Genomic DNA, 25,227 nt, shown 5'->3' on the forward strand with positions numbered 1-25,227 from the left:
AAAAATTTGAAGTTTTATATTTGACCAAAATGTGGTTAAAATTGGATTATTTTGGGTGGTCCAATTTGTATTGCTGAGGGCTCTGTAAAACAAAAAACCCTGCAAAGATTGCAAGGTTTTTTTTTGTACTCGAGGTGGGAATCGAACCCACACTCCAAAGGAACTGGATTTTGAATCCAGCGCGTCTACCAGTTCCGCCACTCGAGCATTAATTTTCCAAAAGGACTGCAAAGCTAAAAAATAATTTCATTTCCCACTAAAAATACCTTCATTAATCCTTTAGCAACCCGAATTAATTTATAAATTTGCACCTCTTTTATAAAAAGGCATTTTAAAAAGCTAGCTAACAACAGATTGCAATGTCATACCAAGTTCCAGAACCTAAAATTTTCGCTTGCACTCAAAGTACTGTGCTTGGCGAGAAAATTGCAGCCTCCTACGGCGCTGACTTAGGTAAGGTTCTTTTTTCTAGATATAGTGATGGAGAATTTCAACCTTCATTTGAAGAGTCCATCAGGGGAACACGCATTTTTATTATTGGTTCTACCAATCCCAGTTCGGAAAATTTAATGGAAATGTTGTTAATGATAGATGCCGCCAAAAGGGCTTCTGCTAGACATATTACAGCAGTAATGCCTTATTTTGGATGGGCAAGACAAGATAGAAAAGACAAACCAAGGGTTCCCATTGCGGCCAAATTAGTTGCAAAAATGCTGGAAACGGCAGGAGCCACACGTATTATTACCATGGATTTGCATGCTGATCAAATTCAAGGTTTTTTCGAAAAACCTGTAGATCACCTTTTTGCATCAACCTTATTTTTACCCTATTTAAAGGGACTTAATTTAGATAATCTATGCATTGCCTCACCAGACATGGGAGGATCCAAAAGAGCATACGCATACTCTAAAGCGTTAGAGTGCGATGTGGTTATTTGCTATAAGCAGCGTGCCAAAGCCAACGTAATTTCACATATGGAACTAATTGGTGAAGTAAAAGGCAAGAACGTCGTTTTAGTGGATGACATGGTAGATACAGCTGGAACATTGACCAAAGCTGCTGATCTTATGATAGAGCGGGGAGCAAAAAGTGTACGTGCTATTACTACACACGGGTTACTGTCTGGGAATGCATACGAAAGAATAGAAAAATCAAAGCTGTTAGAACTGATTGTCACAGATTCTATCCCAGTTGAACACAACAAGAAAAAAATAAAGATATTGGGGTGCGCAGATCTTTTTGCAGATGTTATGCATAGGGTTCACCACAATACTTCGATATCATCAAAATTTTTAATGTAAATCAATTTTAATATATAATGAAATCAATTACTATCAAAGGATCTCAAAGAGAAAGCGTGGGCAAGGTATCTACCAAAGCCTTACGTAATGCTGGAAAGGTCCCTTGCGTGCTGTACGGAGGGGATAAACCATTACACTTTTCAGCTGATGAACTAGCATTCAGACATTTAGTGTACACTCCTAACGCATACACAGCTGTGATTGAGTTGGAAGATGGTCAAAAGTTGAAAGCTGTATTACAGGATATCCAGTTTCATCCTGTAACAGATAAAATTCTTCACATAGATTTTTATCAATTATTCAGTGACAAGCCAGTTACCATGAACATTCCTATACGTTTGGAAGGAACCTCGCCTGGTGTTTTAAATGGTGGACGTTTGCTTTTTAGAAAAAGAAAGCTTTCCATTAAGGCACTACCGGATTTACTTCCGGATTTTATCACTATTGATATTTCAAAGTTAAAAATTGGTGGTACCATTCCTGTGGAAACTCTTTTAAATGATGATTACACCATTCTTCATCCAGACAGTACCGCAGTGGTACAAGTAAAAGCTTCTAGAACATCTGTTGATGATGAGGAAGAAGAGGAAGAAGAAATTGAAGGAGCAGAAGGAGCAGAGGGTACTGCAGAAGGTACAGAAGCACCGGCAGCAGAAGCTACTGAATAGTTTTAGCATAAATTATAAAAGCGCCCTTGCTTTATCTTTGATAAAAGTTTTGGGCGCTTTCGTATTTTTGAACAAATGGAAATCTGCAGATGTTTCAATTTTTCAAAGCACTTTTTAGCACACCAAAATTCTTATTGGAAGAAACTGATACCATGAAAAAATTCCTAATTGTTGGTCTAGGGAACATTGGGTCTGACTACCAAGAAACCCGTCACAATATTGGTTTTAAAGTCTTGGATTTTCTATCTGAACAGGAAGGTTTTGTATTTGAAAATGCTAAACTGGGTGCCATTGCCAATTTTAAACATAAGGGAAGAAGTATTTTGTGTTTAAAACCATCCACTTACATGAACTTGAGCGGTAAAGCAGTTAAGTACTGGATGGAAAAAGAAAAAATTTCCTTGGAAAATATATTGATTGTAACGGATGACATCAATCTTGATTTTGGCACGATCCGTCTAAAGACCAAAGGCAGTGATGGTGGTCACAATGGCCTAAAGGATATTCAAAACACCTTACAGACATCGCAGTACAACCGCTTTAGGTTTGGCGTTGGGTCTCAGTTTGGAAAAGGAAAACAAGTTGATTATGTTTTAGGGAAGTGGAATGCCGATGAAGTAAAACAACTTCCCGAAAGGCTACATAAATCCTCTGATCTAATTCGTTCATTTGTGTTTTCGGGCATCAAGAATACCATGAACCAATTTAATGGGACATAGAGCTAGAACACTTTAAATTCAAAAACTCCAGAATCTGAAGCATTGCCCTCCAAATCAGTGGTAATGACTTTCCAATAGTAAATGGTATTGGATTCCACACTAACAGTAAACTCCATTACGGTTGAACCCGTGTTTCCTTCTGAAGCAGTTGGTGGATTTTGGTCCGAAAAGAAAATTTCAAAATTATCTATATCATCGTCAACATCTGCTCCTGACCATGATAATACAATTTCGTTAGCGATGCTTTTTTGCACAGTAGAACCGGATACTGGACTTACCAATTGCGCTGGAAAGGGTGCGTACGTTGTCTGAGAACCTGAATTGTAAAACAACCATGTTTCGCTGGCAGCCACTTGATCAGATCCAGAATTAAGCGAAGTAACAGACCACGAATAAGGTGTTCCTTTGGCAATGGATAAACTTGCAGAAGTCGCCGCCGTAGAAATTGTTTGCGGCACATTTGTATCCAAATTTATCGCATTTAATGTGTAGCTATCTGTATTGCTAGAAGCTTCCCATTCAAAAGTAACTTGGCTTTGTGTTTCATTGATACTTACTCCCGTTGTACACTCGGAGTTTTCTAAAGGAAAAACAAGATTTGCACCAACCGGAGATGGTGGCGGGTCGTCGCTCCCTCCACAAGAAGAGAGTAAAACAAGTGCCAATAAACTTAGAAAATACTGCTTCATTCTTTAATCAATTTAAACACTTCTTTTATTTCTGAACTTTGAATATTCATATAATAAGCTCCAGTGGACAATGATGAAAAATCCATTTCAAATTCGTTCCCATTTACATCTCTCACATCAGTCATTATCAGTCGTCCATCAGAGGAAAATACTTTTATATTAATTACTTCTCTTGCAATCCCATTTAGAAAAATTCTGGTATTTGCTCCTACTGGATTTGGATATACAATGGGTTTGGACGAAATAAAAAATGATTCTTCATATGTTCCTTGACATGGTACGTTCGTTGATACTTTCAAAGTGTTTCGGCCAGTTTTTAAACTTAACTGTATTTCGGAATTTTCTGTTTGTGTTGTTAAACCATTTAGTTCCACATTATAAAGACTGCCTCCATTCAAAGAAAGTTCCAACATTCCTGCATTAACAATAGCTGCTGCAGTTAAAAGTTCTGGTTCCACAATTACTATGTCAAAACAAGTTTCTTGATAAGTAATTGAGCCATTGGTGCCAGTAATGCATAAAGAATAGTTGCCCGCTGCCAAACTCTGAAAAACATGTGTTTCTGAAAAATCCATATTCAAAGTATTTCCTTCTCCATCCAAAACAGCAGAATATGTTATTGAGGTATCGGTAGCTGTCAAAGACACCGAACCGTCATTATTGTTTCTACAAGCCTCACTCTGTATCTCCAACAAAAAATTATCAGAAGCAAATCTATTAACGGGGCAACCGCTTGCATCAACTTCAACTCCTTTTGGAGTGCCCAAACACAAATCATCACCATCATCAAAAACACCATCTTCATCCGCATCTGGTCTAAAAGCGCCTTCTGCACAAACTTCTAACGAGAATGCCACCAACGAACCTCCATCACCATTAGCTCTATCTTGAATTTCCAAAGTCCATTCCCCAAAGGTAGATTCTCCCTGTAAAGAGGATAAGGAACCCAAGGGTCTCACCGTCCCAGAAATAGCAGGGTTTCCAGAGCAAACAATAGCACTACCATCGTCGTCAAAAACAGCACTTACATTATTAAGTTCTCCACAACTACCTGAAATTAGAGCAACCCTCGTACCTAAAGGAGAGATAAGATTTATACTAAGATCTTCCAAATAGGTATGTGTAAGCTCAAGATTTGCATTAATATCCGATATGGGCAGGTCTTCTAAAAACTGTAGTGTTGTTGATACCGTAGGTGTATCAATATTCGAAATTTCCAATGGTAGGTTATTAAATTCCAAGTTTTTACAATTTACTTGAATCGTTGTAAAGCTAAATGGCGTTCCAAAACTACCTGTGCCACAATTATTACTAGGACGTACCCTCCAAAAGTATTCTGTCTGACCATTCAAGTTGGTTGATTGATAAAAATTGAATGGTACGTTAGCAGATTCTACGATGTCGGTAAAACCAATATCCGTGGCAATTTCAATATCATACTCTGAATATAAGGCATTGGCTTCCCAAGTAAGTTGAGTCCTTATTGAAGTATTTGCTTGGGTATCTGTAGGCGAAGCCAAAACAACATTCCCAAAATTAGTATCTCTAACCACTAGAGACACCGGAACATTTTTAGTTTCTGATGCAGAAGTGGATGTAATAGTAATAGGATAAACACCTGGTGCAACACCATTGGTATTAGAAATGGTCAGTACAATAGGAGTATCATTTGCATCTGCTTGTGCAGGCACAAAAGAGGCCGTTAAGCCCACAGGTACGTTAGCCGAAAATGTTGAAGTTTCATTAAATCCTGCAAAGGTTTGATAGGTAAAAGGAATAACTATATCGTCTGGTTGGCAGGCTTCAAAAGACAAGTCTTGGAAATTCAGGACCACAGGAGATTCTTGAATGGAGAAATTGGAAGAATTGACAGCAAAAAAAACATTATCACTGGCTTTAACCATTATCCGAGCCATATTAGTAACGTTTCCTGGAATAAGCACCTCTTCACTTCCATCGTTAAGTTTGTCTTCGGCTATAGTAATGGGAAAACTATTTCCTCCATCTATTGAAAGAAAAATATCCACTGTTTTGGCATCAATAGGTAAAATATTGGTGTTGGCAACATCCCATGTTATCTGTTGAATCGAACCCCCTTCATAAACTTCATTTGAAGCTTGTGATGTAACCGTAAAAGGTCCTGCTGCATTAACCACTTGTACATCAAGCAAATCTGAAACTACTTGCCCCCCTCCAACGGCATTGTCTCTAACAGTAAAAGCAAAGCTCATTTTGCGCTCTATATTGGAAACCGTTTCCCATTCATCATTGGTTGCGGGATTGGTCTGTGTCAGATTTCCTTGGATAACTCTGGATAATCTAGGAAAATATCGTGCCGGATTTGTAGTTGGGGGTAAAGATCTAAAATTGGCACCACTAGGATTTTCAGGTCCAAAAGTACCCGTTGTAACCACACCATTGTCAATTTGTTCCCATGTATATGTCAGAATATCTCCTGCATCACTATCGGTCGCAATTCCTTCAAGAACAAAAGCAGTGCTTTTTGGTATAACAAAATCTCCAACCGGTGTTAGAACAGGTGGTACATTGGTCAACGGAGTTGTTTGCGCACAAGAAACCGTTTCTAAATAATCTGAAATCTGAACAATGCTGTTGTAATGATAGTAATCATCCCCATTGGGAGCTACATTGTTTCCATTTACAATTCCGGCATAACCCATAATCGTGGTACCACTTGCAGGTTCTGCTTGCACACCCGTGCCTTCAGATTCAAAAGACCAAGTATGATTGGCTCCAAATTGATGGCCAAGTTCATGGGAAACAAAATCTAGGTCAAAAACATCCCCTTGTGGTATGGAAGCTGATGAAAATGCGCTTCCTTTCCTGTTATCTGAACAAACAGCACCTATAAAACCTGCATTTCCATTATTTTGTGAGGGTAATTCCACTTTATTAAAAAGATGCCCCACATCATAATTAGCTTCTCCTATGGTTGTAGTAAGTGTGTTTTGCACCTCTCCATTCAAGTTGCCATTGTAAGGATCTGTACCTGCATCTGTAAATATGACCAAATCATTATTAGGAATCAGCTCTAAGGTCACCCCTAAATCTGTTTCAAAAACTTCATTTATTCTTGTTAGTGTTGCGTTGATTGCAGCGAGAGCATCAGCAACCGTACCTCCATGAAAATCTGTATACTCTCCGGTTGTGGAAACCGCTATTCTAAACTTTCGCAAAAGTTGATCATCCACTAGTGGAGTAATTGTTTTAGCAACACTTTGTTGTAGTTTTTCAGTATCACATATAAAGCCATCTTTTCCAGAAGCTCCCGCACCTTTTTCATAAACAACATATGAATTGCTCTTATTGGACAACTGCTCCATAAATACAGTTTTCCGATTCTCTCTGTTTACAATCATACTTTGAAGTCCTTTGTGCGAACTACTAAGCTTCACTTTGTATTTTCCATCTAAACTATATCCGGAAAACGACTTTATGTTTGGGTATTTCTTTGCTAAATCTGGATGAAGAACCGAAGTCTCTTCTATATTGAACGCTACTACATTCCCGTTATGATCTGGAAGATAAATTACATTTTTCTGATTTTTTGAATTGGAAAAGGATTTGAGTGTTTTTGAAAAAAGAGTTTTCTCCAAAGAAAAAACCGCACTGGCCTTGCTCATATCCTTAACCGATGCACTTTTAAAATTGGATTTTGCGGGAATAGTTTTCCAATATGCTTGTTGCCCAAATGCGCAAAAGCAAGCAAAAAATATGGTTATTGAAAAAACAAGATGTAATTTAGCTCTCATGCATAAGGGGCGTAAGTCAAATTCAAAAATAAGCCTTTTTTATTTTCTTGATTAAGTGAAAACAGTCCAAGGCATTTCTCAGTTTACCAATACTACGTTTCAAACCGCTGTTACCATTGGCACTTTTGATGGAGTGCATCTTGGTCACCGCAAGATATTGGAACGCCTCATAAATAATGCCAAGAATATTGGTTTGAAGTCTACTGTGCTTACTTTTTTCCCTCATCCAAGGATGATACTTCAAAAGGACACAGACATTAAATTATTGAACACCTTGGAAGAGAAAATACAGATTCTAGATTCTTTAGGATTGGATTATCTTATTGTTCACCCTTTTACAAAAGACTTTTCAAGGCTTTCCGCAACCGAATTTGTAAGAGACATTCTTGTAAATAATCTAAGAACCAAAAAGATAATTATTGGATATGATCATCGGTTTGGAAGAAATCGTAATGCCAATATACAAGACTTAATTGCCTTTGGAAATGCTTTGGATTTTGAAGTTGAAGAAATACCCGTACAAGAAATAGATGAGGTCTCTGTAAGTTCCACGAAAATTAGAAATGCTCTGTTAGAGGGCAATATTACTACCGCAAATACATATTTAAATTATGCCTACATGCTTACCGGAACCATTAAAAAGGGCAAGGGGCTTGGTAAACAATTTGGCTTTCCTACGGCTAATCTACATATAGCTGAAGAATACAAACTGATTCCAAAAAATGGGGTATATGTGGTGAAGAGCATCTTGAATGACAAAGAATATCATGGAATGATGAATATTGGCTTTAATCCAACGGTATCAGGAAAAGAAAAGAGCATAGAGATCAACTTTTTTGAATTTGAAGGGAATCTTTACGACAAAAAAGTGCAGGTAGCAATTTTACATCGTATTAGAGATGAACATAAATTTGATTCCGTACAGGAACTGAAAGAACAGTTAAAAAAGGACAAAAACCATTCGCTGGCATTAATCACCAAATAAAATGTTGAACCAATTTCTTTTTAAAAAAATAGACAACGCTCAGCTTATTATTTTCAGGGTTTTTTATGGATTATTGGTAAGTGCCGAATGCTATGGCGCCATTGCAACAGGTTGGGTACGCAGAACATTAATAGAGCCCAAATTCACCTTTTCCTTTATTGGTTTTGAATGGTTACAGCCTCTCCCAGGCAACGGAATGTATATCTATTTTGTCATCATGGGAACATTAGGCTTATTAATAGCCCTTGGCTATAAATATAGATTTAGTGCCTTTGCTTTTGCTATTATGTGGGCGGGGGTCTATTTAATGCAGAAAACATCTTACAACAACCATTATTATCTATTAATGTTGCTGGCTTTTATCATGGCATTTTTGCCTGCAAGCCGAGATTTTTCATTAGATGCCAAATTAAATCCAAAGTTTCGTTCCCGTACAATGTACAATTGGGTTAGATGGACTATCATTCTACAACTGTTCATCGTGTACACGTATGCTTCAATTGCCAAACTATATGGAGATTGGTTAGATTTTAGCATCATTGAAATCTTAATGAAATCCAAAGAGGACTATTACTTGATTGGAGAGTTACTACAACAAAAGTGGGTACATAAAATAGTGGCCGTCTTTGGCATTCTTTTCGATTTATTGATTGTTCCTGCCTTATTATGGAAACCCACTAGAAAGATTGCTTTTGCATTTTCCATATTCTTCCATTTATTCAATAGTATAGTTTTTCAGATTGGGATTTTTCCTTATTTATCGTTGGCTTTCACCGTATTCTTTTTTAGTCCACAGACCATTAGAAACATTTTCTTAAAAGAGAAAACCATAGCAATTGATAATGAGGTAAATCACCCAAAAAACGCAAAATTGTTAGTCGGTGCCTTAAGTCTCTATTTTTTGGTGCAACTGGCACTCCCACTTAGACACCACACTTTTAAAGATGATGTATTATGGACCGAGGAAGGACATAGATTAAGCTGGCGTATGATGTTGCGCAGCCGCACTGGCCTTGTTACGTTTAAAATTTTAAACAAAGAAACAGGTAAGGGAAGTCATATTAATTTAGATGAATATCTTACCAAAAAACAAAAAAGAAAGGTAGCTTGTTACCCAGACTTTATCTGGCAGTTTGCCCAGCATTTAAAAAAAGAGTACGCAAAAAAAGGTGAAAAAATTCAGGTTTTTGCAAGTAGTAAAGTTAGAGTCAATAAAAGTAAATACCTTGAATTTGTGGATCCGAAAGTAGACTTGGCAAGTGTACCATGGAAACATTTCTCGCACAATGAATGGATAAGACCATCACAAAAAGAATAATTGTTGGTCAACTTCCTTAGATTGACTTAAATTTGCCGCTCAATACAAGTCCATGCTTCAATTACAGATAATTAGAGAGAACAAGGAGAGTATCATCAAAGCTTTGAAAAAGAGAAATGTTGATGCAGAGCCTATTTTATCCGCCATATTGGATTTGGATGAAAAAAGACGTTCCATCCAGACCGAACTGGATAGTACCTTGGCAGAATCCAACAAACTTTCTAAAGAAATTGGAATGCTTTTTAAATCAGGAAAAGCACAAGAAGCCAATGCGATAAAAGAGCAAACGGCCGGTCTTAAAGAAGCTTCAAAACAATTGGGAGAAGATTTAAATGCAACAAGCACCGCCTTACAAGAACAATTATACCAGATACCGAATATTCCCCATGAATCTGTTCCCGCAGGAAATTCAGATGAGGATAATGAAGAGATTTTCCGCGAAGGTGACATTCCAACGCTTTCTGAAGGTGCTTTGCCACATTGGGAGTTAGCTAAAAAATACGACATCATCGATTTTGAATTGGGAGTGAAAGTCACAGGTGCAGGATTTCCAATTTACAAGGGTAAAGGAGCTCGCTTACAACGCGCCTTAATCTCATATTTCCTGGATAAGAACACAGAAGCAGGCTACTTAGAAGTACAACCACCACATTTGGTCAATGAGGCTTCAGGTTATGGCACAGGTCAACTACCTGATAAGGAAGGACAAATGTATCATGCTCAAATAGATAATCTATACCTTATTCCAACTGCTGAAGTACCTATTACCAATTTGCATAGGGGCGATATAGTTCCCCTAGAAAATTTTCCAATTAAATACACAGGATATACACCTTGCTTTAGAAGGGAAGCTGGAAGTTATGGTGCGCATGTAAGAGGATTAAATAGACTTCATCAATTTGATAAAGTTGAGTTAGTTCGCATTGAGCAGCCTACAACTTCATACCAAGCTTTGGATGAAATGGTAGAACATGTTAAGAATATTCTGCGAGAATTGAAATTACCTTACCGGGTCCTCCGTCTTTGTGGTGGGGATTTAGGCTTCACCTCTGCCCTAACCTTTGATTTTGAAGTTTTTTCAACTGCCCAAGACAGATGGCTAGAAATTAGCTCAGTATCCAATTTTGAAACATTTCAGGCCAACCGATTAAAACTTCGCTTTAAGGACGAAAATGGAAAAAGTCAATTGGCGCACACATTAAATGGTAGTTCTTTGGCATTGCCCAGAGTTTTGGCGGGAATCCTAGAAAATTATCAAACCGAGGATGGCATCAAAATCCCAGAAGTTCTGGTTCCTTATTGCGGGTTTGATGTTATTGACTAGGAATGTCAACCTATTTATTTGGAATCACTTAACAGATTTCGGCGTTTTTCTGCGTTATATTTGAAATAAAACAAGGTATTGCGATACATCTTATTTCTTATTTCTTTTCTATTTCTGTCTGCAGCACAGTCACAAGAAGATTTTCTGGCCAAACAGTATTTCAATGATGGTGACTATGAAAAAGCGTTGGTTTTCTATGAAAAATTAGTCGAAAAAAAACCAAGACGTACGGATTATTCAGAAGGTTTGGTTGCCTGTTATCAACAATTGGAACGTTATGAAGATGCGGAGAAATTCTTGTTGAAGAAAATTGAAGACTCATATGCCTTCCCTACCTTTTTCATAGAACTGGGCTACAATTATACCTTGCAAAATCAACCAGAAAAAGCAACCACTTACTACGATAACGCAATAGCAAAAATTGATGAAAATCCTAATTTTGGGTATAGCGTGGGCTACCGTTTTCAGAAATACGCACTGCTAGATCAAGCCGTTTTGGCCTATACCCGGGCCATGACGCTTAAACCCGAATTGAATTATGACTTTCAATTAGCCCGAATCTATGGGGAACAGGGTGATATAGAAAAAATGTATCAATCCTACCTAAATTTAATCTACGAAGGAAGAACTTCACGTTCAAACATCCTTCGCAACATAGATGATTTTATTTCGGAAGATCCTTCCAATGCCAACAATGTCTTGTTGAGAAAAGTATTGCTCAAAAATGCCCAGAAAAACCCAGATATCCTTTGGAACGAATTACTGAGTTGGCTCTTTATTCAACAAAAACAATACAATAGTGCTTTTAGTCAAGAGAAAGCTATTTATAAAAGAACAGATGAAACTTCTCTGGGCCGTTTGGAAAATCTTGGTCAGATAACATTGGAAGATGAAGATTACGAAAATGCCACCACAATTTTTGAATACATTGTGGATAATAGCAATAACCCTGTGTCCAAATTGAACGCCGAGCTTCATTTGATAGATATTGAACTTGAAGGTACAAGCAGAAAAAAACCAGATGCGGTAGATAAGAAATTTCAAGCATTGGTTAGCGAATATGGAAACCAAAGTCGCACATTACAACTTCAAATTGCATATGCCAACTTCCTAACTTTTAAAAAGGAAACTCCAGCACCGGCAATTGCAATTCTTAAGGAAAGTCTAGAGCTTCCTTTAGGACGTATGGGAGTTGCCTATGTAAAATTGGCTTTAGGAGACATTTTAGTATATGACCAAAAATTTAATCAAGCCTTAATTTATTTCACACAAATTCAGAAGAGCTTAAAGAATGATGTTTTAGGTCAAGACGCTCGTTTTAAGGTGGCACAGACCAGTTTTTACAAAGGTGATTTTAATTGGGCACTAACACAATTAAAGGTGCTTAGAGGTTCCACTTCACAGCTTATCGCCAATGATGCCATGCAGCTAAGTCTTTTAATCTCGGACAACTCCCTGGAAGATTCTACCCAAACTGCACTTAAAAAATATGCCAGAGCAGATCTTCTTGCATATCAAAACAAAAACAAACAGGCCATTGAGGTCTTAGAAGATATTTTGCAGAATCATAAAGGTGAGAAAATTGAGGATGAAGCATTGCTGAAACAAGGGGAACTTTTAGAAGCTCAAAAATCTTATGAGAGTGCGGAATTCAATTATAAAAAAATAGTAGAGTTCTATCCTGATGGTATTTTGGCAGATGATGCCCATTTTGCATTGGGAGAGTTGTACAGAAGCATTTTAAACGAACCAGAAAAAGCAAAGAACCACTACGAAAAAATAATTTATAATTATCAAGACAGTTATTACTTTCCAAAGGCCAGAAAACATTTTAGAAGGCTTCGCGGTGATGCAATAAATTAAACTTATCTACATTTAAGCCATCAAAACTTAGGGTTAATGCTCATATACAATGTTACAATCAATATAGATGAAAGCGTTCATGACGAATGGCTCATATGGATGAGGGACAAACATGTTCCAGATATGCTGGCCACTGGGAAATTTTCTCACGCAAAAATGGCCAAAGTTTTAGTTGAAGAAGATATGGGAGGAATTACATATTCGGTCCAATACACAACTAAAGATAGGCAGACTCTAGAACTGTATTATAAGAAAGATGCTGAGCGCCTTAGAGCAGATGTGCCAAAATTGTTTTCTAACAAATTTGTGGCTTTCAGAACAGAACTGGAGATCATTAGTCAACAGATTCCCTAAAGTTTTGGATTATCTTTTTACTTATGGTACGCTACAAGATTTGCAAGTCCAACAATATATTTTCGGTCGCATTCTAGATGGAAAAACGGATTTTTTGTCCGGATTCAAATGTCTGGAAAATGCAGTTTATGAAAGATATTCTTTAGTCGTGCAAACCAATGATTTTAAAAACAAGGTTGAGGGAAAAGTCTATGAGGTAACTGCTCTTGAATTACAAAAAGCTGATGTGTACGAAACAAGCGCTTACAAACGCAAAAAGGTAAAATTAGAATCTGGTATTGAGGCTTGGTTGTATATCGAAAATTCACATTAACTTGCAAAAAAATGTCTCGTGTCCAAAAAAAATAAAAAAAAGTTTGCCAGTGGTAAGGCAAAGAAATTTAAAAACGGGCAAGAAGAAAGTGCGGTAAGGGCTAAAAAGCATTTAGGACAACACTTTCTTATAGATGAAGACATTGCCAAACAAATTGCAGACACACTTTCCCTAAAAAATTATACCAATGTTATAGAGATTGGCCCAGGCATGGGAGTTCTCACTAAATATCTACTGCTTAAAGATATGGATTTGGTTGCCATGGATCTTGATGAGGAATCCATAGTATATCTCAATCATAGTTTTCGCTTGGAACATCCAACAGTACTTGAAAAAAACAACCGATTAAACATTATAGAAGCGGACTTTTTAAAGTTCGATTTAAAGCAATTGTACGGTGATGAGCAATTTGCCATCACTGGAAATTTTCCCTATAATATTTCTACACAGATCGTTTTTAAGATGCTTGAAATGCGTCAGCAGGTTCCAGAATTTTCAGGAATGTTCCAGAAAGAAGTCGCACAGCGTATTTGCGGAAAACCTGGGAATAAAACCTATGGGATCTTATCGGTTTTGGTCCAAGCATTTTATGAAGCTGAATATTTGTTTACCGTGGATCCTGAAGTATTTGATCCACCACCAAAAGTGCAATCAGGAGTATTGCGCTTAACAAGAAAGGAAAACTTAAAACTCCCTTGCGATGAGCATTTATTTTTCAAAATTATAAAGGCAAGTTTTAACCAAAGACGAAAGACCATTCGCAATAGCCTTAAAACTTTTAACCTATCTGATAATCTAAAAGAAGATACTATCTTTGACCAGCGCCCAGAACAGCTAAGTGTAGCCGATTTTATAGCGTTAACGCAGAAGATAGCCAATGATTCCGTTTAAACTCACAGACGAGCTAATAGAGCAGATTCAACAACTAGTAGCGGACAAAAAGAACGCTGACCTTAGGTTGATGATGAAGGAGTTCCACTATGCGGATATTGCAGAAATAGCAGAAGAGCTTACCAAATATGAGGCTACTTATCTCATTAAACTTTTAGATAGTGAAAAGACCTCTGATATCCTTGCCGAAATGGACGAGGATTTACGGGAATCCATATTAAAAAATCTTTCTGCCAAAGAGATAGCCGGTGAGTTGGAAGAACTGGACACAGATGATGCTGCAGATATTGTTAGTGAACTTCCAAAAGATATTGTTCAAGAGGTCATTTCAGAAATAGAAGATAGGGAACATGCCAAGGATATTGTAGATCTTTTACGTTATGATGAGGATACCGCTGGTGGACTTATGGCCAAAGAGTTAGTGAAAGTCAAAGAAAATTGGAATGTTCTCACGTGTGTAAAAGAAATGCGTGCCCAAGCAGAAAGTGTTACTAGGGTACATTCCATTTATGTTGTAGATGATGATGACAAACTCAAAGGCAGACTTTCATTAAAAGATCTATTGACAACTTCCACAAAGACCCATATAAAAGACGTCTATATTTCAAAGGTGGATTATGTAAATGTCAACGAAAAAGCTGAGGAGGTAGCCAAGATTATGTCTAAATATGATTTGGAAGCCATTCCTGTAGTGGATGAAATAGGTCGATTGGTCGGTCGTATTACCATTGATGATATTGTGGACGTAATCAAGGAAGAAGCCGAAAAGGATTACCAACTGGCAGCTGGTATCTCTCAGGATGTTGAGGCAGATGATAGCATTTGGGAACTTACCCGTGCCCGTTTACCTTGGTTAATTCTAGGGCTCTTTGGAGGATTGGGGGCCGCGGCCATAATGGGCGGTTTTGAAGAAATGATCGCAAAACATGCCATCCTCTTTTTCTTTACCCCTTTAATTGCAGCAATGGCAGGTAATGTAGGAGTGCAATCCAGCGCCATTATTGTTCAAGGTCTTGCAAATGATGATTTAAAGGGTAGTATTAGTAACCGTTTGGTCAAAGAAATGTTATTGGCTTTATTGAATGGACTCATACTTGCCGTATTACTTTTAGTTTTTACTTGGATATGGAAAGGGGATTTTTTGACCGCCTTGGCCATTTCCATTTCCTTGGTTGTAGTTATTATCGTAGCTGGAATCATAGGCACATTTATACCACTTTTTTTAGATAAACGAGGTATTGATCCTGCAATCGCAACAGGCCCATTTATCACTACAAGCAATGACATTTTTGGCATCTTAATTTACTTTTGGATTGCTAAATTGGTTTTGGGAATTTAGTATCTTTAGTTGTAGTTATCTTTTTCAATATATTCAAGTATCTCACAAATGGCACCTAAAGATGTAATACAGCAATGGGTCACGATTTTTAACTCAGGAAATGCGGAAGAATTGGCACAACTTTATCATACAGATGCTATAAATCATCAAGTTGCAAATGATCCAATTATAGGGAAAGAAGCCATATTCAAAATGTTTAAAAACGAGTTTAGTACGGCGGAAATGGTCTGTATTCCTGAACACATTTTCCAAGATGGGGACTGGGCCATTTTGGAGTGGAAGGATCCGTTGGGGTTAAGAGGCTGTGGTTTTTTTCACATTGTAGAGGGTAAAATCAAATTCCAAAGAGGATATTGGGACAAGCTTTCTTTTTTAAAGATGCACAATCTTCCAATACCAATAAATTAAAAAAATATGGAAACTATAAATTTAAAGCAAAAACACACCAAATTTACCAAGCAGTGGCATCCACATCAAATAGCTACAGTGGATGATATGCAGGTAATCTTAGCTAAAATTAAAGGAGAATTTGTCTGGCACTCGCACGAAAATGAAGATGAACTCTTTCAAGTAATAAAAGGCACCTTATACATGCAGTTTAGAGATAGAACGGAAGTAGTAAAAGAGGGTGAAATTATTGTTGTGCCTAAAGGGGTGGAACATAATCCTATGACAAAGAATGACGAAGAAGTCCATTTATTGCTTTTTGAAAAACAAAACACGGCCCATACAGGTGCAGTACAACACGAAATGACTCAAACTGAGTACCCTAAAATTTAGGGTATATTTAGCCCATGAAAGTTCTCCACTTAGACACCAACCATCCATTACTTCTTGAACAATTTACCCAATTGGGTTTTGAAAACCATGAAGACTATACATCCTCTAAAGAAGAGGTTGAAAAGAAAATCCATTTGTACGATGGGGTCATTATCCGAAGCAGGTTTACTTTGAACCAACAGTTTTTGGATAAAGCAACAAATCTCAAGTTTATAGGCAGGCTTGGGGCAGGTTTGGAAAACATAGACACCGAATATGCCAAGCAAAAAAATGTGTTCTTGGCTTCCGCTCCAGAAGGAAACCGAAATGCTGTTGGGGAACATACTTTAGGAATGTTGTTGTCTTTAATGAACAAAATGACCAAGGCCAATAGAGAGGTAAAAAAAGGAAAATGGGATCGCGAAGGTAACCGAGGTGTAGAATTGGATGGCAAGACCGTTGGTATTATCGGTTATGGAAATATGGGTAAGGCATTTGCCCAAAAACTTAAAGGTTTTGATGTAGAAATCATTTGTTATGACATCATTGGTGGTGTAGGTGATGATAATGCCAGACAGGTAGGAATTATGGAATTTCAACAAAGGTCAGATATTGTGAGTCTTCATGTCCCTGAGACTGAATTGACCACAGGAATGGTAAACAAGGAATTCATTAACGCATTTCACAAACCTTTTTGGTTTTTAAATACGGCACGGGGTAAATGTGCTGTCACCAAAGATTTGGTTGACGGTCTAAAATCAGAAAAAATTCTAGGTGCCGGATTGGATGTTCTGGAATACGAAAAGAAATCGTTCGAGAACATGTTTGTTCAAAAACCAAAGGCATTCAAATTCTTGCGAAAAGCCAAGAACGTTTTACTAACTCCTCATGTAGCAGGCTGGACTGTTGAGAGTAAAGAAAAACTGGCACAGACCGTTGTGGACAAAATCAAAGCTAGATTTTGTTAATTTTATTAAGTGAAAAAGACCGTTTTCGTTTTTTCTTCCCTTATTGTGGCATTGCTTGCCCTTTTCAAGTTCAGTAAATACTCCTACGTTTCTGGTGATGTTTCCCTTGAAATAGTGATAGCTGTCATTGCAATTGTATTTTTTATCATTGGTGTTTACATCAACAAGAGAACATTGCGGAAAGAAAAAATTTCTTCTATTTCCATAGATTATAAAAAGATAGAACAGCTTGGTATAAGCAAGCGTGAATATGAAGTCCTAGTCCAAATTTCCGATGGTCTATCCAACAAAGAAATTGCTGATAAGCTTTTTGTTTCAGAAAGCACTATAAAAACCCATGTTTCCAGCCTGTTGGCAAAGTTGGATGCCAAGCGTCGTACCCAAGCAATACAGAAAGCAAAAGCCCTTCAAATTATAGCTATTTGATTGATTTTGAGTCAAATTGCTATGGTTTTGGTACTTTAGTATGACTCCCAAACTTATCTCCATTACTACTTTTGGCCTAATCTTTTAAATAACTGATTATGAAAAAAACCATAACAAGATTTGGACTTTATGGTGCCATCACCATCTCTATTCTCTTTTTAACAAGCTGGTTCCTATTAAGTGATTTGTCATATTCCATCCAAGAAGTATTGGGTTATGTGTCTATGATTTTATCCCTGGGGTTTGTCTATTTAGGCATTAAACATTTCAGAGATAAAGAAAATCAAGGCAAGGTAAGTTTTAAACAGGCTTTAATCATCGGCATACTTATTAGCCTTATTACAGCCTTAGCATTTGGGTTTCTTGATATTTTTTATAGCGAGGTGCTTAATCCAGATTTTACAACTCAATATTACGACACTGCAGTTGAAAATATGAGAACCTCTTTACCTGCGGATGAATTTGAAATAAAATTGGCAAAACTAGAATCACAGAGGGAAATGTTTTCTAACCCACTTTTTTCTTTTGCCCTAATGGCGATGACCGTTTTTATAATAGGATTTATTATTACTTTAATTTCAGCTTTGTTATTGCAACGAAAATAATTTTATCATGACAATAGATGCCAACACGCCAGATGAATATATTAGCAAATTACCTGAAGATCGCAAATTAGCCGTTTCCAAATTGCGAGAAACGGTTAAAGCAAGTTTACCAGAAGGATTTCAGGAATGTATCAGTTATAAAATGATAGGTTATGTGGTTCCTCATTCTCTATATGCACCCGGATATCACTGTGACCCCAAACTGCCTTTGCCTTTCATAAACATAGCCTCACAAAAGAACTTTGTGGCATTATACCATTCAGGAATTTATGCGGATAAAAAATTACTGGACTGGTTTGTTGGGGAATACCCAAAACATGTTAAAACCAAATTGGATATGGGCAAGAGTTGTATCCGATTTAAAAAAATGGAAAACATTCCATATAAACTTATAGCAGAACTATGCCAAAAAATTACCCCAAAAGCATGGATAGAGTTATACGAGAAAAACATAAAACGGTAATTTGGTTTCCCATCAGTGGGAGCTGAAAATAATATAATTATGAAAAAAAGAGTAACAGGACTGGGAGGGTTTTTCTTTAAAACGAAAGACCCGGATAACATTAAAAAATGGTATAAAGAACGTCTAGGAATTCCTGTAGACCAATATGGTTGGAGTTTTTGGTGGAAGGACAAAGAAGGAAATGATTGTATAACCCAATGGAGCCCGTTCAAAGATGATACTACCTATTTTCAGCCAAGCGAAAAACAGTTCATGATGAATTTTAGAGTAGAAAATTTGGTAGAACTTTTAAAAGCACTAAAAACCGAAGGTGTTACTATTGTTGGTGAGATTGAAGAGTACGATTATGGGAAATTTGGCTGGATATTGGATCCTGAAGGTAATAAAATAGAACTTTGGCAACCTGTTGATAAAGCTTTCTTATAGCTATTAAAATAATCCTTATTTTTAAGACTCGTTTAACCAACAAATTATAATTACCATGTCTGAAGAAAACAAAGACTTAGGAGATAAGGCAGAAGATGCCTTTGACAATGCCAAAGAAGCCGCAAAGGATGCTGCTGAAGATGCCAAAGAAGCAGCAGGGGATTTTGCTGACGAAGCTAAAAAAACTGCTAATGAATTTGCCGAAGGCATTAAAGGTGCAGGTGGTGAGAATAAAAAAATATTAACCGGAGTTCTAGCCATTATTTTAGGTTCGCTAGGAGTACACAAATTTATGCTCGGTTACAATAAGGAAGGTTTCATTTTACTTGGAGTTTCTATAGTGGCATATGTGCTTTCATGCGTTGGAATAGGGTTGCTTTTTGTTTGGATTCCCAGTGTAATTGGATTGGTAGAGGGTATCATTTACCTTACCAAATCTGATGATGAATTTTACAACACATACCAGGTTGGAAAGAAACCTTGGTTCTAGAAAAAAAGCCAGAGAAATACGCTCTGGCTTTTTTATTTACTTTTATTATCGTAATATTGCAATATAAAATTATCAATGTCGTTATAACCAATAATGGGAGCTTCTAAAACACATATGTTTTCTGTAACACAAAACGAATTGGCACAAGTTGCCAAAGTTTTGGCGCATCCTGCTCGTATAGCGATTTTAGAATATATAAGCAGACAGGAAAATTGTATCTGCAATGATTTGGTTGATGTTATTGGACTTTCGCAACCGACCATATCACAACATTTAAACGAAATAAAGAAAATAGGTCTCTTAAAAGGAACCTTTGAAGGTAAAAACCTATGCTACTGTATCAATGAAGAACGTTGGGAAGAATTACAAAATTCCTTCAATACGTTTTTTGCCAATATTAATTATAATTGCTGTTAATCATGAATACATCAGAATTTCTATCCTTACTAAAACAACATCAGAATAAAAGTTTGCTTTTTGAATACACGGAAGGCAAATTTGTAGGAGCAAATTATCATATTACTGAAATCAAAAACATTATGGTTGATTCAGTGGATTGTGGAGCGGGAACCGATTTTTGGAAAGAGACCATTGTACAATTATGGGAAAGTCCAAAGGAAAAAGACAAAAAAGAGTTTATGTCGGCCTACAAAGCTTTAGGCATCCTCAACAAAGTTGACGGAATTAAACCCATGGTAAGGGATGCTGAAATAAAGTTTGAGTATAGCAATTCAGATTTTCATACAGCTCAGCTCTTTGTGAATGATTATGCTATGGATGAGCAATCTCTAGTTTTAAAACTTTCTGTAGAAAAAACAGATTGTAAAGCCAAAGAAACTTGTGGTGTTGTAGATACTTCAGCAGAAGTGGTAACAGAAGCCTCAAACGGCTGCACTCCTGGAGGTGGCTGCTGTTAATACGTTATTATGCAAGTCCGTGAAATGAATGCTTCGGATTGGGAAGGTGTTTCCCAAATATATGCCCAAGGTATAGCAACTGGTTTTGCAACCTTTGAGCAAACCATCCCCAGCTATGAAAGTTGGAATCAAGTCCATGTGGAGCAGTGTAGGTTGATTGCCGAAGAGAACGGTGAGATTCTAGGTTGGGCTGCATTATCTCCCGTTTCAAGCAGGTGCGTTTATGGCGGTGTTGGAGAAGTAAGTGTCTATATTAGAGCGGAAAGCAGAGGAAAAGGGGTTGGTAAGCTACTTTTAAAGCAACTCATATCTGAAAGTGAAAAAGCTGGATTTTGGACAATACAATCAGGGGTTTTTCCAGAAAATGAAGCAAGTATACATCTCCATAAAAAAGTTGGGTTTCGCTTTATTGGTAAACGCGAACGAGTTGGGAAAATTAAAGGTATTTGGAAAGACAATTTGTTATTTGAAAAAAGAAGTGAAACTATAGGTGTAGATTAATTATCATATCAAAAAAATGAAAAACGTATTGGTCCTTTGTACTGGGAACTCATGCAGAAGCCAAATGGCACATGGGTATTTAAACTACTTTCAAGATTCTTTGGCAATTATTTATAGTGCTGGAATAGAGACCCATGGATTAAACCCAGGAGCTGTATCCATAATGAATGAAGATGGTATTGATATTACTTCCCATACATCTAACCATGTGGATGAATATCAAGGTATTGAATGGGATTATATCATCACTGTTTGTGACCACGCCAAAGAAAATTGTCCATTTATTCCAGCTAAAAACGCAGAACGAATCCACCATAACTTCTTTGATCCTTCAAAAGTTACCGGTACTGAAGATGTAAAACATGCTGCATTCCTAAAGGCCAGAGAAGAGATAAAAGAGTTTTGCCACAATTTTGTAAAAGAAGAATTGGTTAACTAAAAACAAAGGAAGGGGACAATCTTTAATCTACGGTAGACTGATGGTTTCCCTCTGCCATTTTACGTTCCAATTCAGCTTGGAATTCTTCCATAACAGGCTTGACAGTGCTTTCAGGCAAGTCTGCGATCTTTATATACATTAACCCGTCCACAGAATTGTTAAATAAAGGATCTACATTAAAAGCAACAACTTTTGCATTTTGTTTGATGTACTTTTTTATCAAAACAGGCAAACGAAGGCTCCCTGGTTCTACTTCGTTAATCAACTTATCAAACTTGTTCAAATCTGCTTGGGTGTCATCAAAAATGAATTCTTTATCAGCATCCTTCAACTGCACTTTAAATTCTTTCTTAGGTCTTATATATTGAGCCACATAGGGATCCCAATAGTTAGATTTCATAAATTCAATCATCAACGACTTTGAAAAATTGGAGAACTGATTACTGATACTGACACCTCCAATTAAATATTTATGCTCTGGGTGCCTTAAAGTTGTATGTACAATCCCCTTCCATAACAAAAACAATGGCATTGGTTTTTGCTGATATTCTTTAACAATATAGGCCCTTCCCATTTCAATGGATTTCTCCATCATTCCATAGAGCTCCGGTTCAAAACGAAACAGATCTTGAAGATAGAAGCCATCAATACCATATTTTTTGAATATTTGAGAACCAAGCCCCATACGATATGCACCAACTATAGCCTTTTCTTGATCATCCCATAGGAAGAGATGGTGATAATAAGAATCAAACTCATCCAAATCAACAGCATTATTGGTTCCCTCTCCTACTTCGCGAAATGTTATTTCCCTTTGTCTTCCAATTTCATTTAAAATAAAGGGCATATCTTTTTCTTGGGCCAGATATACTTCGTAGTTCTTACTTTGAAGCATTCGGCAATCTTTTTCCCTTAACTTTTCTATTTCACCTTGTAACACTTCAGAACCAACGGCCGTAGCTATTTTTTTAGGGGGTTTAGGAATTTTTAAAGTGGTGGGCACTTTATCGATCAAACGTTCTTTCTCAAACGCATTGGCCAAGAGATAGGTTTTCTTTCTTAATAATTCTGCAAAAGATTCTAGCGTTTCCTCTTCCTTTTGGGCATTTACAGATATGGGTTGCCCAACACGAACCTTTATAGGTCTTCTGTTTTGAGAAGCAACCTCTGACGGTAGTTTTGCCGTTCTAAAAACATCATTTATTTTGGATAACCTATAAAAAAGTCTGCTGTTTCTAGCATGAAAATATATTGGAACCACCGGAACCTCCGCTTTTCTAATAAGTTTAAGTGCTGCCTCTTCCCAAGGTTTGTCCACCACCAGCTTTCCATCTTTATAAGTAGATACTTCACCTGCTGGAAAAATACCCAAAGGGTGACCTTCCCTAAGGTGTGAAAGTGCATTTTTAAAGCCTGCAATACTGCTTTTGGCATCCTTATGATTTTCAAAAGGATTCACCGGCATTATATATGGCTTCATGGGTTCAATTCGATTTAAAAGGAAATTTGCGATGATTTTAAAATCTTCCCGTTCTTCTAGCATGAGTTTTAACAACAAAACACCATCTATTCCTCCTAGCGGATGATTACTGATGGTGATATAAGGCCCGTCTTTGGGAAGACGTTTTAAATCTTCTTCCGGAATCTCAAAATCAATTTCATAATGATCCAAGATAGCTTCTAAAAAATCCCTTCCCGGAAGTGACTTATTCTTATTGTAAAATCTATTTATCCCTGTAATCCTAGTGGCAACCATTAAAAGCCATCCAACAAAGGTGCCTAAAAAACCATACCTGTCAAGATTAATGACTTTTGCCACCTCTTTCGCAGAAACCAACCCCATAAAACAAAAATTAGGTAAGCGTAAAGATAGAAAATTACAGCTATTAGGTTTTTAGCGTAAATTAGTTTTCTAAATTTTATTTTACAACGAGTTGAACTGTCTCTCTACCACGTTGTTCCACTAGAACAGACCTTCCATTTTGAAGTGATTTTACAGCCTTATCATTAAAATGCCTTATGGTGTAAAGAGAAACATCTTCATGGCAAACCACCTTGAATTTTCGTTTTAGCTCGTTCAACATGAGTTCAAGACCATTAAACTTATTATCCAAGCAAACTGAAAAACTGATGGCAGAATTCTGAATTAAATCTACCTTCATTTTATGATGGTGGAACAGTTTGAATATCTCACTAATATTGTCTTCCATTATAAAGGAGAAATCAAGGGAAGAAAGTTTTATTAATACTTGATTCTTTTTTACAATAAAGCAAGGCACTTTAGGCGATATATCTTCTCCCTTGCCAACTGTTGTGCCATCGCCATTGGGAGCAATAAAAGATTTTACAAGCAATGGAATCTCTTTTCTTTGTAACGGTTGAAGGGTCTTGGGATGAATTACAGATGCTCCATAAAAAGCCAATTCTATAGCCTCCCTATATGAGATTTGATCAAGCAACTGGGTTTCCTTAAAGTTTCTAGGGTCTGCATTTAAAACTCCAGGAACATCTTTCCAGATGGTCACCGAATCTGCATTAAGACAATAAGCCAAAATTGCTCCAGAATAATCCGATCCTTCTCTACCTAAAGTAGTTGTAAAATTATTGTCATCGCTCCCCAAAAAACCCTGGGTAATATTCAATTTAGACATGTCCACTTTAGCAGAAACCTCTTTCTGAGTGCGTTCCCAGTTCACGGAAGCATCTCTATAATTATTATCCGTTTTAATGAGGTTGCGAACATCTTGCCAAACATTGGCAATTCCAACCTCATTAAAATACTCGCTTACAATAGTCGTAGAAACCAATTCTCCGTACCCAACTACTTGGTCATAAACAAAGGCATATTTTGGTGACTTGTTCCAAGCTAAAAATCCTTTAACCTCATCAAACAGGAGTTTTATCTTATTATAGACAGGGTGGTTTTTGTTTTCGAACAAATCTGACAAAATACTTTCATGGTAATCTATTACTTCTTGTATAGAAGCTGTGATGGCCTGTTTATCCTTAAAATAGGAAGCCACTACTTTTTCCATTGCATTGGTCATCTTTCCCATTGCAGAAATCACTACCAAAGTATCTTCATGACCGACTTCTTGAAGCACTTTAACAACATTCCTAATCCCTTCGGCATCTTTAACAGAAGCCCCACCAAACTTAAAAACTCTCATCAATTCTTGGTTCTATATTTTCCCTTAAAAGGTTAATTCAAATTACCTATATAGTTGTTAATCCCCATCTCATCTAGTTGAACAACATCCCAATCTCGCATCACCCTAGCTCCCTTTTTTTCATAAAAGTTGATCGCAGGCTCATTCCAATCCAATACTTCCCAGCAAATTCTTCTAACGCCCAAATTATGCCCATATTTTACCACTTCATTTAAAAGGGCGGTGCCCAAACCACTTCCTCGCATCTTTTCGGCAACAATTAGATCTTCCAAATGGATCACTGGACCTTTCCAAGTAGAATAGCGAGGATATACCAATGCAATCCCTACGATCTGTTTGTCTTTTTCAGCAACAAAACAATGGAATAGTTTACTCTCTCCAAAACCATCTTTTACTAAATCCTCTTTAGTGACTTCTACAGCATTTGGATCATTCTCAAATTCCGCTAACTCCTGAATAAGAGTCAACACTTGTTGCATATCTTCTTGCTGGGCATCTCTGATTGAAAAATTCATATTGTTATAAA

At 37.1% G+C, this 25,227-nt stretch carries 28 protein-coding genes and 1 tRNA gene; 23 read left to right on the top strand and 6 right to left on the bottom strand.

The features are described 5' to 3' along the window. Positions 1 to 126 precede the first annotated feature (126 nt). Positions 127 to 207: transfer RNA gene (locus tag SJY44_RS00665), tRNA-Leu, on the bottom strand. A gap of 152 nt (positions 208 to 359) precedes the next feature. Between SJY44_RS00665 and SJY44_RS00670 the strand changes: the two genes are divergently transcribed. From SJY44_RS00670 to pth, 3 genes are all read left to right on the top strand, one after another. After that, complete coding sequence (locus tag SJY44_RS00670; protein ID WP_298922843.1) at positions 360 to 1,301, top strand: ribose-phosphate pyrophosphokinase; 942 nt, start codon at positions 360 to 362, stop codon at positions 1,299 to 1,301. Between the two features lie 17 nt (positions 1,302 to 1,318). Continuing rightward, positions 1,319 to 1,969: a 50S ribosomal protein L25/general stress protein Ctc gene (locus SJY44_RS00675; RefSeq protein ID WP_298922844.1), complete on the top strand. Its 651-nt coding sequence runs from the start codon at positions 1,319 to 1,321 to the stop codon at positions 1,967 to 1,969. A gap of 89 nt (positions 1,970 to 2,058) precedes the next feature. Further along, positions 2,059 to 2,688, top strand: coding sequence for an aminoacyl-tRNA hydrolase (gene pth / locus SJY44_RS00680; RefSeq protein ID WP_396590847.1), 630 nt, complete (start codon positions 2,059 to 2,061; stop codon positions 2,686 to 2,688). Positions 2,689 to 2,690: 2 nt separating this feature from the next. On the opposite strand, the gene SJY44_RS00685 is transcribed toward pth, so the two are convergent. Both SJY44_RS00685 and SJY44_RS00690 read right to left on the bottom strand, forming a co-directional pair. Next, complete coding sequence (locus SJY44_RS00685) at positions 2,691 to 3,377, bottom strand: hypothetical protein (protein ID WP_298922847.1); 687 nt, start codon at positions 3,375 to 3,377, stop codon at positions 2,691 to 2,693. Beyond that, positions 3,374 to 7,150 carry a reprolysin-like metallopeptidase gene (locus SJY44_RS00690; RefSeq protein ID WP_396590848.1) on the bottom strand — a complete coding sequence of 1,259 codons (3,777 nt, stop codon included), beginning with the start codon at positions 7,148 to 7,150 and terminating at the stop codon, positions 3,374 to 3,376. Before SJY44_RS00690 ends, SJY44_RS00685 begins: the two co-directional genes overlap by 4 nt. Before the next feature lie 55 nt (positions 7,151 to 7,205). On the opposite strand from SJY44_RS00690, the gene SJY44_RS00695 reads away from it, so the two are divergent. From SJY44_RS00695 to SJY44_RS00790, 20 genes are all read left to right on the top strand, one after another. Continuing rightward, positions 7,206 to 8,135, top strand: a complete 930-nt coding sequence (locus SJY44_RS00695; protein ID WP_396590849.1) for a bifunctional riboflavin kinase/FAD synthetase — start codon at positions 7,206 to 7,208, stop codon at positions 8,133 to 8,135. A gap of 1 nt (position 8,136) precedes the next feature. Then, positions 8,137 to 9,453, top strand: a complete 1,317-nt coding sequence (locus tag SJY44_RS00700) for an HTTM domain-containing protein (RefSeq protein ID WP_396590850.1) — start codon at positions 8,137 to 8,139, stop codon at positions 9,451 to 9,453. A 52-nt stretch (positions 9,454 to 9,505) separates the two neighbouring features. Continuing rightward, positions 9,506 to 10,777, top strand: coding sequence for a serine--tRNA ligase (gene serS / locus SJY44_RS00705; protein ID WP_396590851.1), 1,272 nt, complete (start codon positions 9,506 to 9,508; stop codon positions 10,775 to 10,777). Positions 10,778 to 10,855: 78 nt separating this feature from the next. Next, positions 10,856 to 12,640: a tetratricopeptide repeat protein gene (locus SJY44_RS00710; protein ID WP_396590852.1), complete on the top strand. Its 1,785-nt coding sequence runs from the start codon at positions 10,856 to 10,858 to the stop codon at positions 12,638 to 12,640. Positions 12,641 to 12,676: 36 nt separating this feature from the next. Then, entirely contained in the window at positions 12,677 to 12,994 is a 318-nt protein-coding gene (locus tag SJY44_RS00715) for a DUF4286 family protein (RefSeq protein WP_298922853.1), read from the top strand. Positions 12,995 to 12,998: 4 nt separating this feature from the next. Then, a complete protein-coding gene (locus SJY44_RS00720; protein WP_396590853.1) occupies positions 12,999 to 13,307 on the top strand; it encodes a gamma-glutamylcyclotransferase family protein in 309 nt (102 codons plus the stop codon). 18 nt (positions 13,308 to 13,325) lie between these two features. After that, positions 13,326 to 14,198 (top strand): 16S rRNA (adenine(1518)-N(6)/adenine(1519)-N(6))-dimethyltransferase RsmA, encoded by an 873-nt coding sequence (rsmA, locus tag SJY44_RS00725; protein WP_396590854.1) that lies wholly within the window; start codon positions 13,326 to 13,328, stop codon positions 14,196 to 14,198. Continuing rightward, positions 14,185 to 15,537, top strand: coding sequence for a magnesium transporter (mgtE, locus tag SJY44_RS00730; RefSeq protein WP_396590855.1), 1,353 nt, complete (start codon positions 14,185 to 14,187; stop codon positions 15,535 to 15,537). Before rsmA ends, mgtE begins: the two co-directional genes overlap by 14 nt. Positions 15,538 to 15,585: 48 nt before the next feature. Then, the gene (locus SJY44_RS00735) at positions 15,586 to 15,945 is read left to right on the top strand and encodes a nuclear transport factor 2 family protein (protein ID WP_396590856.1); all 360 of its coding nucleotides are present in this window, start codon (positions 15,586 to 15,588) and stop codon (positions 15,943 to 15,945) included. A 6-nt stretch (positions 15,946 to 15,951) separates the two neighbouring features. Further along, positions 15,952 to 16,317, top strand: a complete 366-nt coding sequence (locus SJY44_RS00740; RefSeq protein ID WP_298922859.1) for a cupin domain-containing protein — start codon at positions 15,952 to 15,954, stop codon at positions 16,315 to 16,317. A gap of 14 nt (positions 16,318 to 16,331) precedes the next feature. After that, a complete protein-coding gene (locus SJY44_RS00745; RefSeq protein WP_396590857.1) occupies positions 16,332 to 17,264 on the top strand; it encodes a 2-hydroxyacid dehydrogenase in 933 nt (310 codons plus the stop codon). A 9-nt stretch (positions 17,265 to 17,273) separates the two neighbouring features. Continuing rightward, positions 17,274 to 17,690, top strand: coding sequence for a LuxR C-terminal-related transcriptional regulator (locus SJY44_RS00750; protein WP_396590858.1), 417 nt, complete (start codon positions 17,274 to 17,276; stop codon positions 17,688 to 17,690). Between the two features lie 98 nt (positions 17,691 to 17,788). Beyond that, complete coding sequence (locus SJY44_RS00755) at positions 17,789 to 18,295, top strand: DUF4199 domain-containing protein (RefSeq protein WP_299214492.1); 507 nt, start codon at positions 17,789 to 17,791, stop codon at positions 18,293 to 18,295. A 7-nt stretch (positions 18,296 to 18,302) separates the two neighbouring features. Further along, complete coding sequence (locus SJY44_RS00760) at positions 18,303 to 18,758, top strand: DUF1801 domain-containing protein (RefSeq protein ID WP_396590859.1); 456 nt, start codon at positions 18,303 to 18,305, stop codon at positions 18,756 to 18,758. 39 nt (positions 18,759 to 18,797) lie between these two features. Further along, positions 18,798 to 19,184, top strand: a complete 387-nt coding sequence (locus tag SJY44_RS00765) for a VOC family protein (RefSeq protein WP_298922865.1) — start codon at positions 18,798 to 18,800, stop codon at positions 19,182 to 19,184. A gap of 55 nt (positions 19,185 to 19,239) precedes the next feature. Then, positions 19,240 to 19,674, top strand: a complete 435-nt coding sequence (locus tag SJY44_RS00770) for a TM2 domain-containing protein (RefSeq protein ID WP_298922866.1) — start codon at positions 19,240 to 19,242, stop codon at positions 19,672 to 19,674. A 93-nt stretch (positions 19,675 to 19,767) separates the two neighbouring features. Then, positions 19,768 to 20,091, top strand: coding sequence for a metalloregulator ArsR/SmtB family transcription factor (locus tag SJY44_RS00775; protein WP_299168937.1), 324 nt, complete (start codon positions 19,768 to 19,770; stop codon positions 20,089 to 20,091). Between the two features lie 2 nt (positions 20,092 to 20,093). Beyond that, entirely contained in the window at positions 20,094 to 20,591 is a 498-nt protein-coding gene (locus tag SJY44_RS00780; protein WP_396590860.1) for a DUF6428 family protein, read from the top strand. 9 nt (positions 20,592 to 20,600) lie between these two features. Beyond that, positions 20,601 to 21,092 carry a GNAT family N-acetyltransferase gene (locus tag SJY44_RS00785; RefSeq protein WP_396590861.1) on the top strand — a complete coding sequence of 164 codons (492 nt, stop codon included), beginning with the start codon at positions 20,601 to 20,603 and terminating at the stop codon, positions 21,090 to 21,092. A gap of 16 nt (positions 21,093 to 21,108) precedes the next feature. Continuing rightward, positions 21,109 to 21,531 (top strand): arsenate reductase ArsC, encoded by a 423-nt coding sequence (locus SJY44_RS00790; protein ID WP_396590862.1) that lies wholly within the window; start codon positions 21,109 to 21,111, stop codon positions 21,529 to 21,531. Positions 21,532 to 21,553: 22 nt separating this feature from the next. On the opposite strand, the gene SJY44_RS00795 is transcribed toward SJY44_RS00790, so the two are convergent. The 3 genes from SJY44_RS00795 to SJY44_RS00805 form a co-directional block, all read right to left on the bottom strand. Further along, a complete protein-coding gene (locus tag SJY44_RS00795) occupies positions 21,554 to 23,374 on the bottom strand; it encodes a GNAT family N-acyltransferase (protein ID WP_396590863.1) in 1,821 nt (606 codons plus the stop codon). 76 nt (positions 23,375 to 23,450) lie between these two features. Then, positions 23,451 to 24,701: an aspartate kinase gene (locus SJY44_RS00800; protein WP_396590864.1), complete on the bottom strand. Its 1,251-nt coding sequence runs from the start codon at positions 24,699 to 24,701 to the stop codon at positions 23,451 to 23,453. A 32-nt stretch (positions 24,702 to 24,733) separates the two neighbouring features. Further along, positions 24,734 to 25,216 carry a GNAT family N-acetyltransferase gene (locus SJY44_RS00805; protein ID WP_396590865.1) on the bottom strand — a complete coding sequence of 161 codons (483 nt, stop codon included), beginning with the start codon at positions 25,214 to 25,216 and terminating at the stop codon, positions 24,734 to 24,736. Positions 25,217 to 25,227: the final 11 nt, after the last annotated feature.

Origin of the sequence: Allomuricauda sp. R78024, assembly GCF_044596045.1 — a bacterium.
Classification (GTDB): domain Bacteria; phylum Bacteroidota; class Bacteroidia; order Flavobacteriales; family Flavobacteriaceae; genus Flagellimonas.

Excerpts from the sequence above, each read along its gene's own strand:
- SJY44_RS00670 (WP_298922843.1), top strand. The coding sequence starts at position 360 with ATGTCATACCAAGTTCCAGAACCTAAAATTTTCGCTTGCACTCAAAGT.
- SJY44_RS00675 (WP_298922844.1), top strand. The coding sequence starts at position 1,319 with ATGAAATCAATTACTATCAAAGGATCTCAAAGAGAAAGCGTGGGCAAG.
- pth (WP_396590847.1), top strand. The coding sequence starts at position 2,059 with ATGTTTCAATTTTTCAAAGCACTTTTTAGCACACCAAAATTCTTATTG.
- SJY44_RS00685 (WP_298922847.1), bottom strand. The coding sequence starts at position 3,377 with ATGAAGCAGTATTTTCTAAGTTTATTGGCACTTGTTTTACTCTCTTCT.
- SJY44_RS00690 (WP_396590848.1), bottom strand. The coding sequence starts at position 7,150 with ATGAGAGCTAAATTACATCTTGTTTTTTCAATAACCATATTTTTTGCT.
- SJY44_RS00700 (WP_396590850.1), top strand. The coding sequence starts at position 8,137 with ATGTTGAACCAATTTCTTTTTAAAAAAATAGACAACGCTCAGCTTATT.
- serS (WP_396590851.1), top strand. The coding sequence starts at position 9,506 with ATGCTTCAATTACAGATAATTAGAGAGAACAAGGAGAGTATCATCAAA.
- SJY44_RS00715 (WP_298922853.1), top strand. The coding sequence starts at position 12,677 with ATGCTCATATACAATGTTACAATCAATATAGATGAAAGCGTTCATGAC.
- mgtE (WP_396590855.1), top strand. The coding sequence starts at position 14,185 with ATGATTCCGTTTAAACTCACAGACGAGCTAATAGAGCAGATTCAACAA.
- SJY44_RS00735 (WP_396590856.1), top strand. The coding sequence starts at position 15,586 with ATGGCACCTAAAGATGTAATACAGCAATGGGTCACGATTTTTAACTCA.
- SJY44_RS00740 (WP_298922859.1), top strand. The coding sequence starts at position 15,952 with ATGGAAACTATAAATTTAAAGCAAAAACACACCAAATTTACCAAGCAG.
- SJY44_RS00745 (WP_396590857.1), top strand. The coding sequence starts at position 16,332 with ATGAAAGTTCTCCACTTAGACACCAACCATCCATTACTTCTTGAACAA.
- SJY44_RS00755 (WP_299214492.1), top strand. The coding sequence starts at position 17,789 with ATGAAAAAAACCATAACAAGATTTGGACTTTATGGTGCCATCACCATC.
- SJY44_RS00760 (WP_396590859.1), top strand. The coding sequence starts at position 18,303 with ATGACAATAGATGCCAACACGCCAGATGAATATATTAGCAAATTACCT.
- SJY44_RS00765 (WP_298922865.1), top strand. The coding sequence starts at position 18,798 with ATGAAAAAAAGAGTAACAGGACTGGGAGGGTTTTTCTTTAAAACGAAA.
- SJY44_RS00770 (WP_298922866.1), top strand. The coding sequence starts at position 19,240 with ATGTCTGAAGAAAACAAAGACTTAGGAGATAAGGCAGAAGATGCCTTT.
- SJY44_RS00775 (WP_299168937.1), top strand. The coding sequence starts at position 19,768 with ATGGGAGCTTCTAAAACACATATGTTTTCTGTAACACAAAACGAATTG.
- SJY44_RS00780 (WP_396590860.1), top strand. The coding sequence starts at position 20,094 with ATGAATACATCAGAATTTCTATCCTTACTAAAACAACATCAGAATAAA.
- SJY44_RS00785 (WP_396590861.1), top strand. The coding sequence starts at position 20,601 with ATGCAAGTCCGTGAAATGAATGCTTCGGATTGGGAAGGTGTTTCCCAA.
- SJY44_RS00790 (WP_396590862.1), top strand. The coding sequence starts at position 21,109 with ATGAAAAACGTATTGGTCCTTTGTACTGGGAACTCATGCAGAAGCCAA.
- SJY44_RS00795 (WP_396590863.1), bottom strand. The coding sequence starts at position 23,374 with ATGGGGTTGGTTTCTGCGAAAGAGGTGGCAAAAGTCATTAATCTTGAC.
- SJY44_RS00800 (WP_396590864.1), bottom strand. The coding sequence starts at position 24,701 with ATGAGAGTTTTTAAGTTTGGTGGGGCTTCTGTTAAAGATGCCGAAGGG.
- SJY44_RS00805 (WP_396590865.1), bottom strand. The coding sequence starts at position 25,216 with ATGAATTTTTCAATCAGAGATGCCCAGCAAGAAGATATGCAACAAGTG.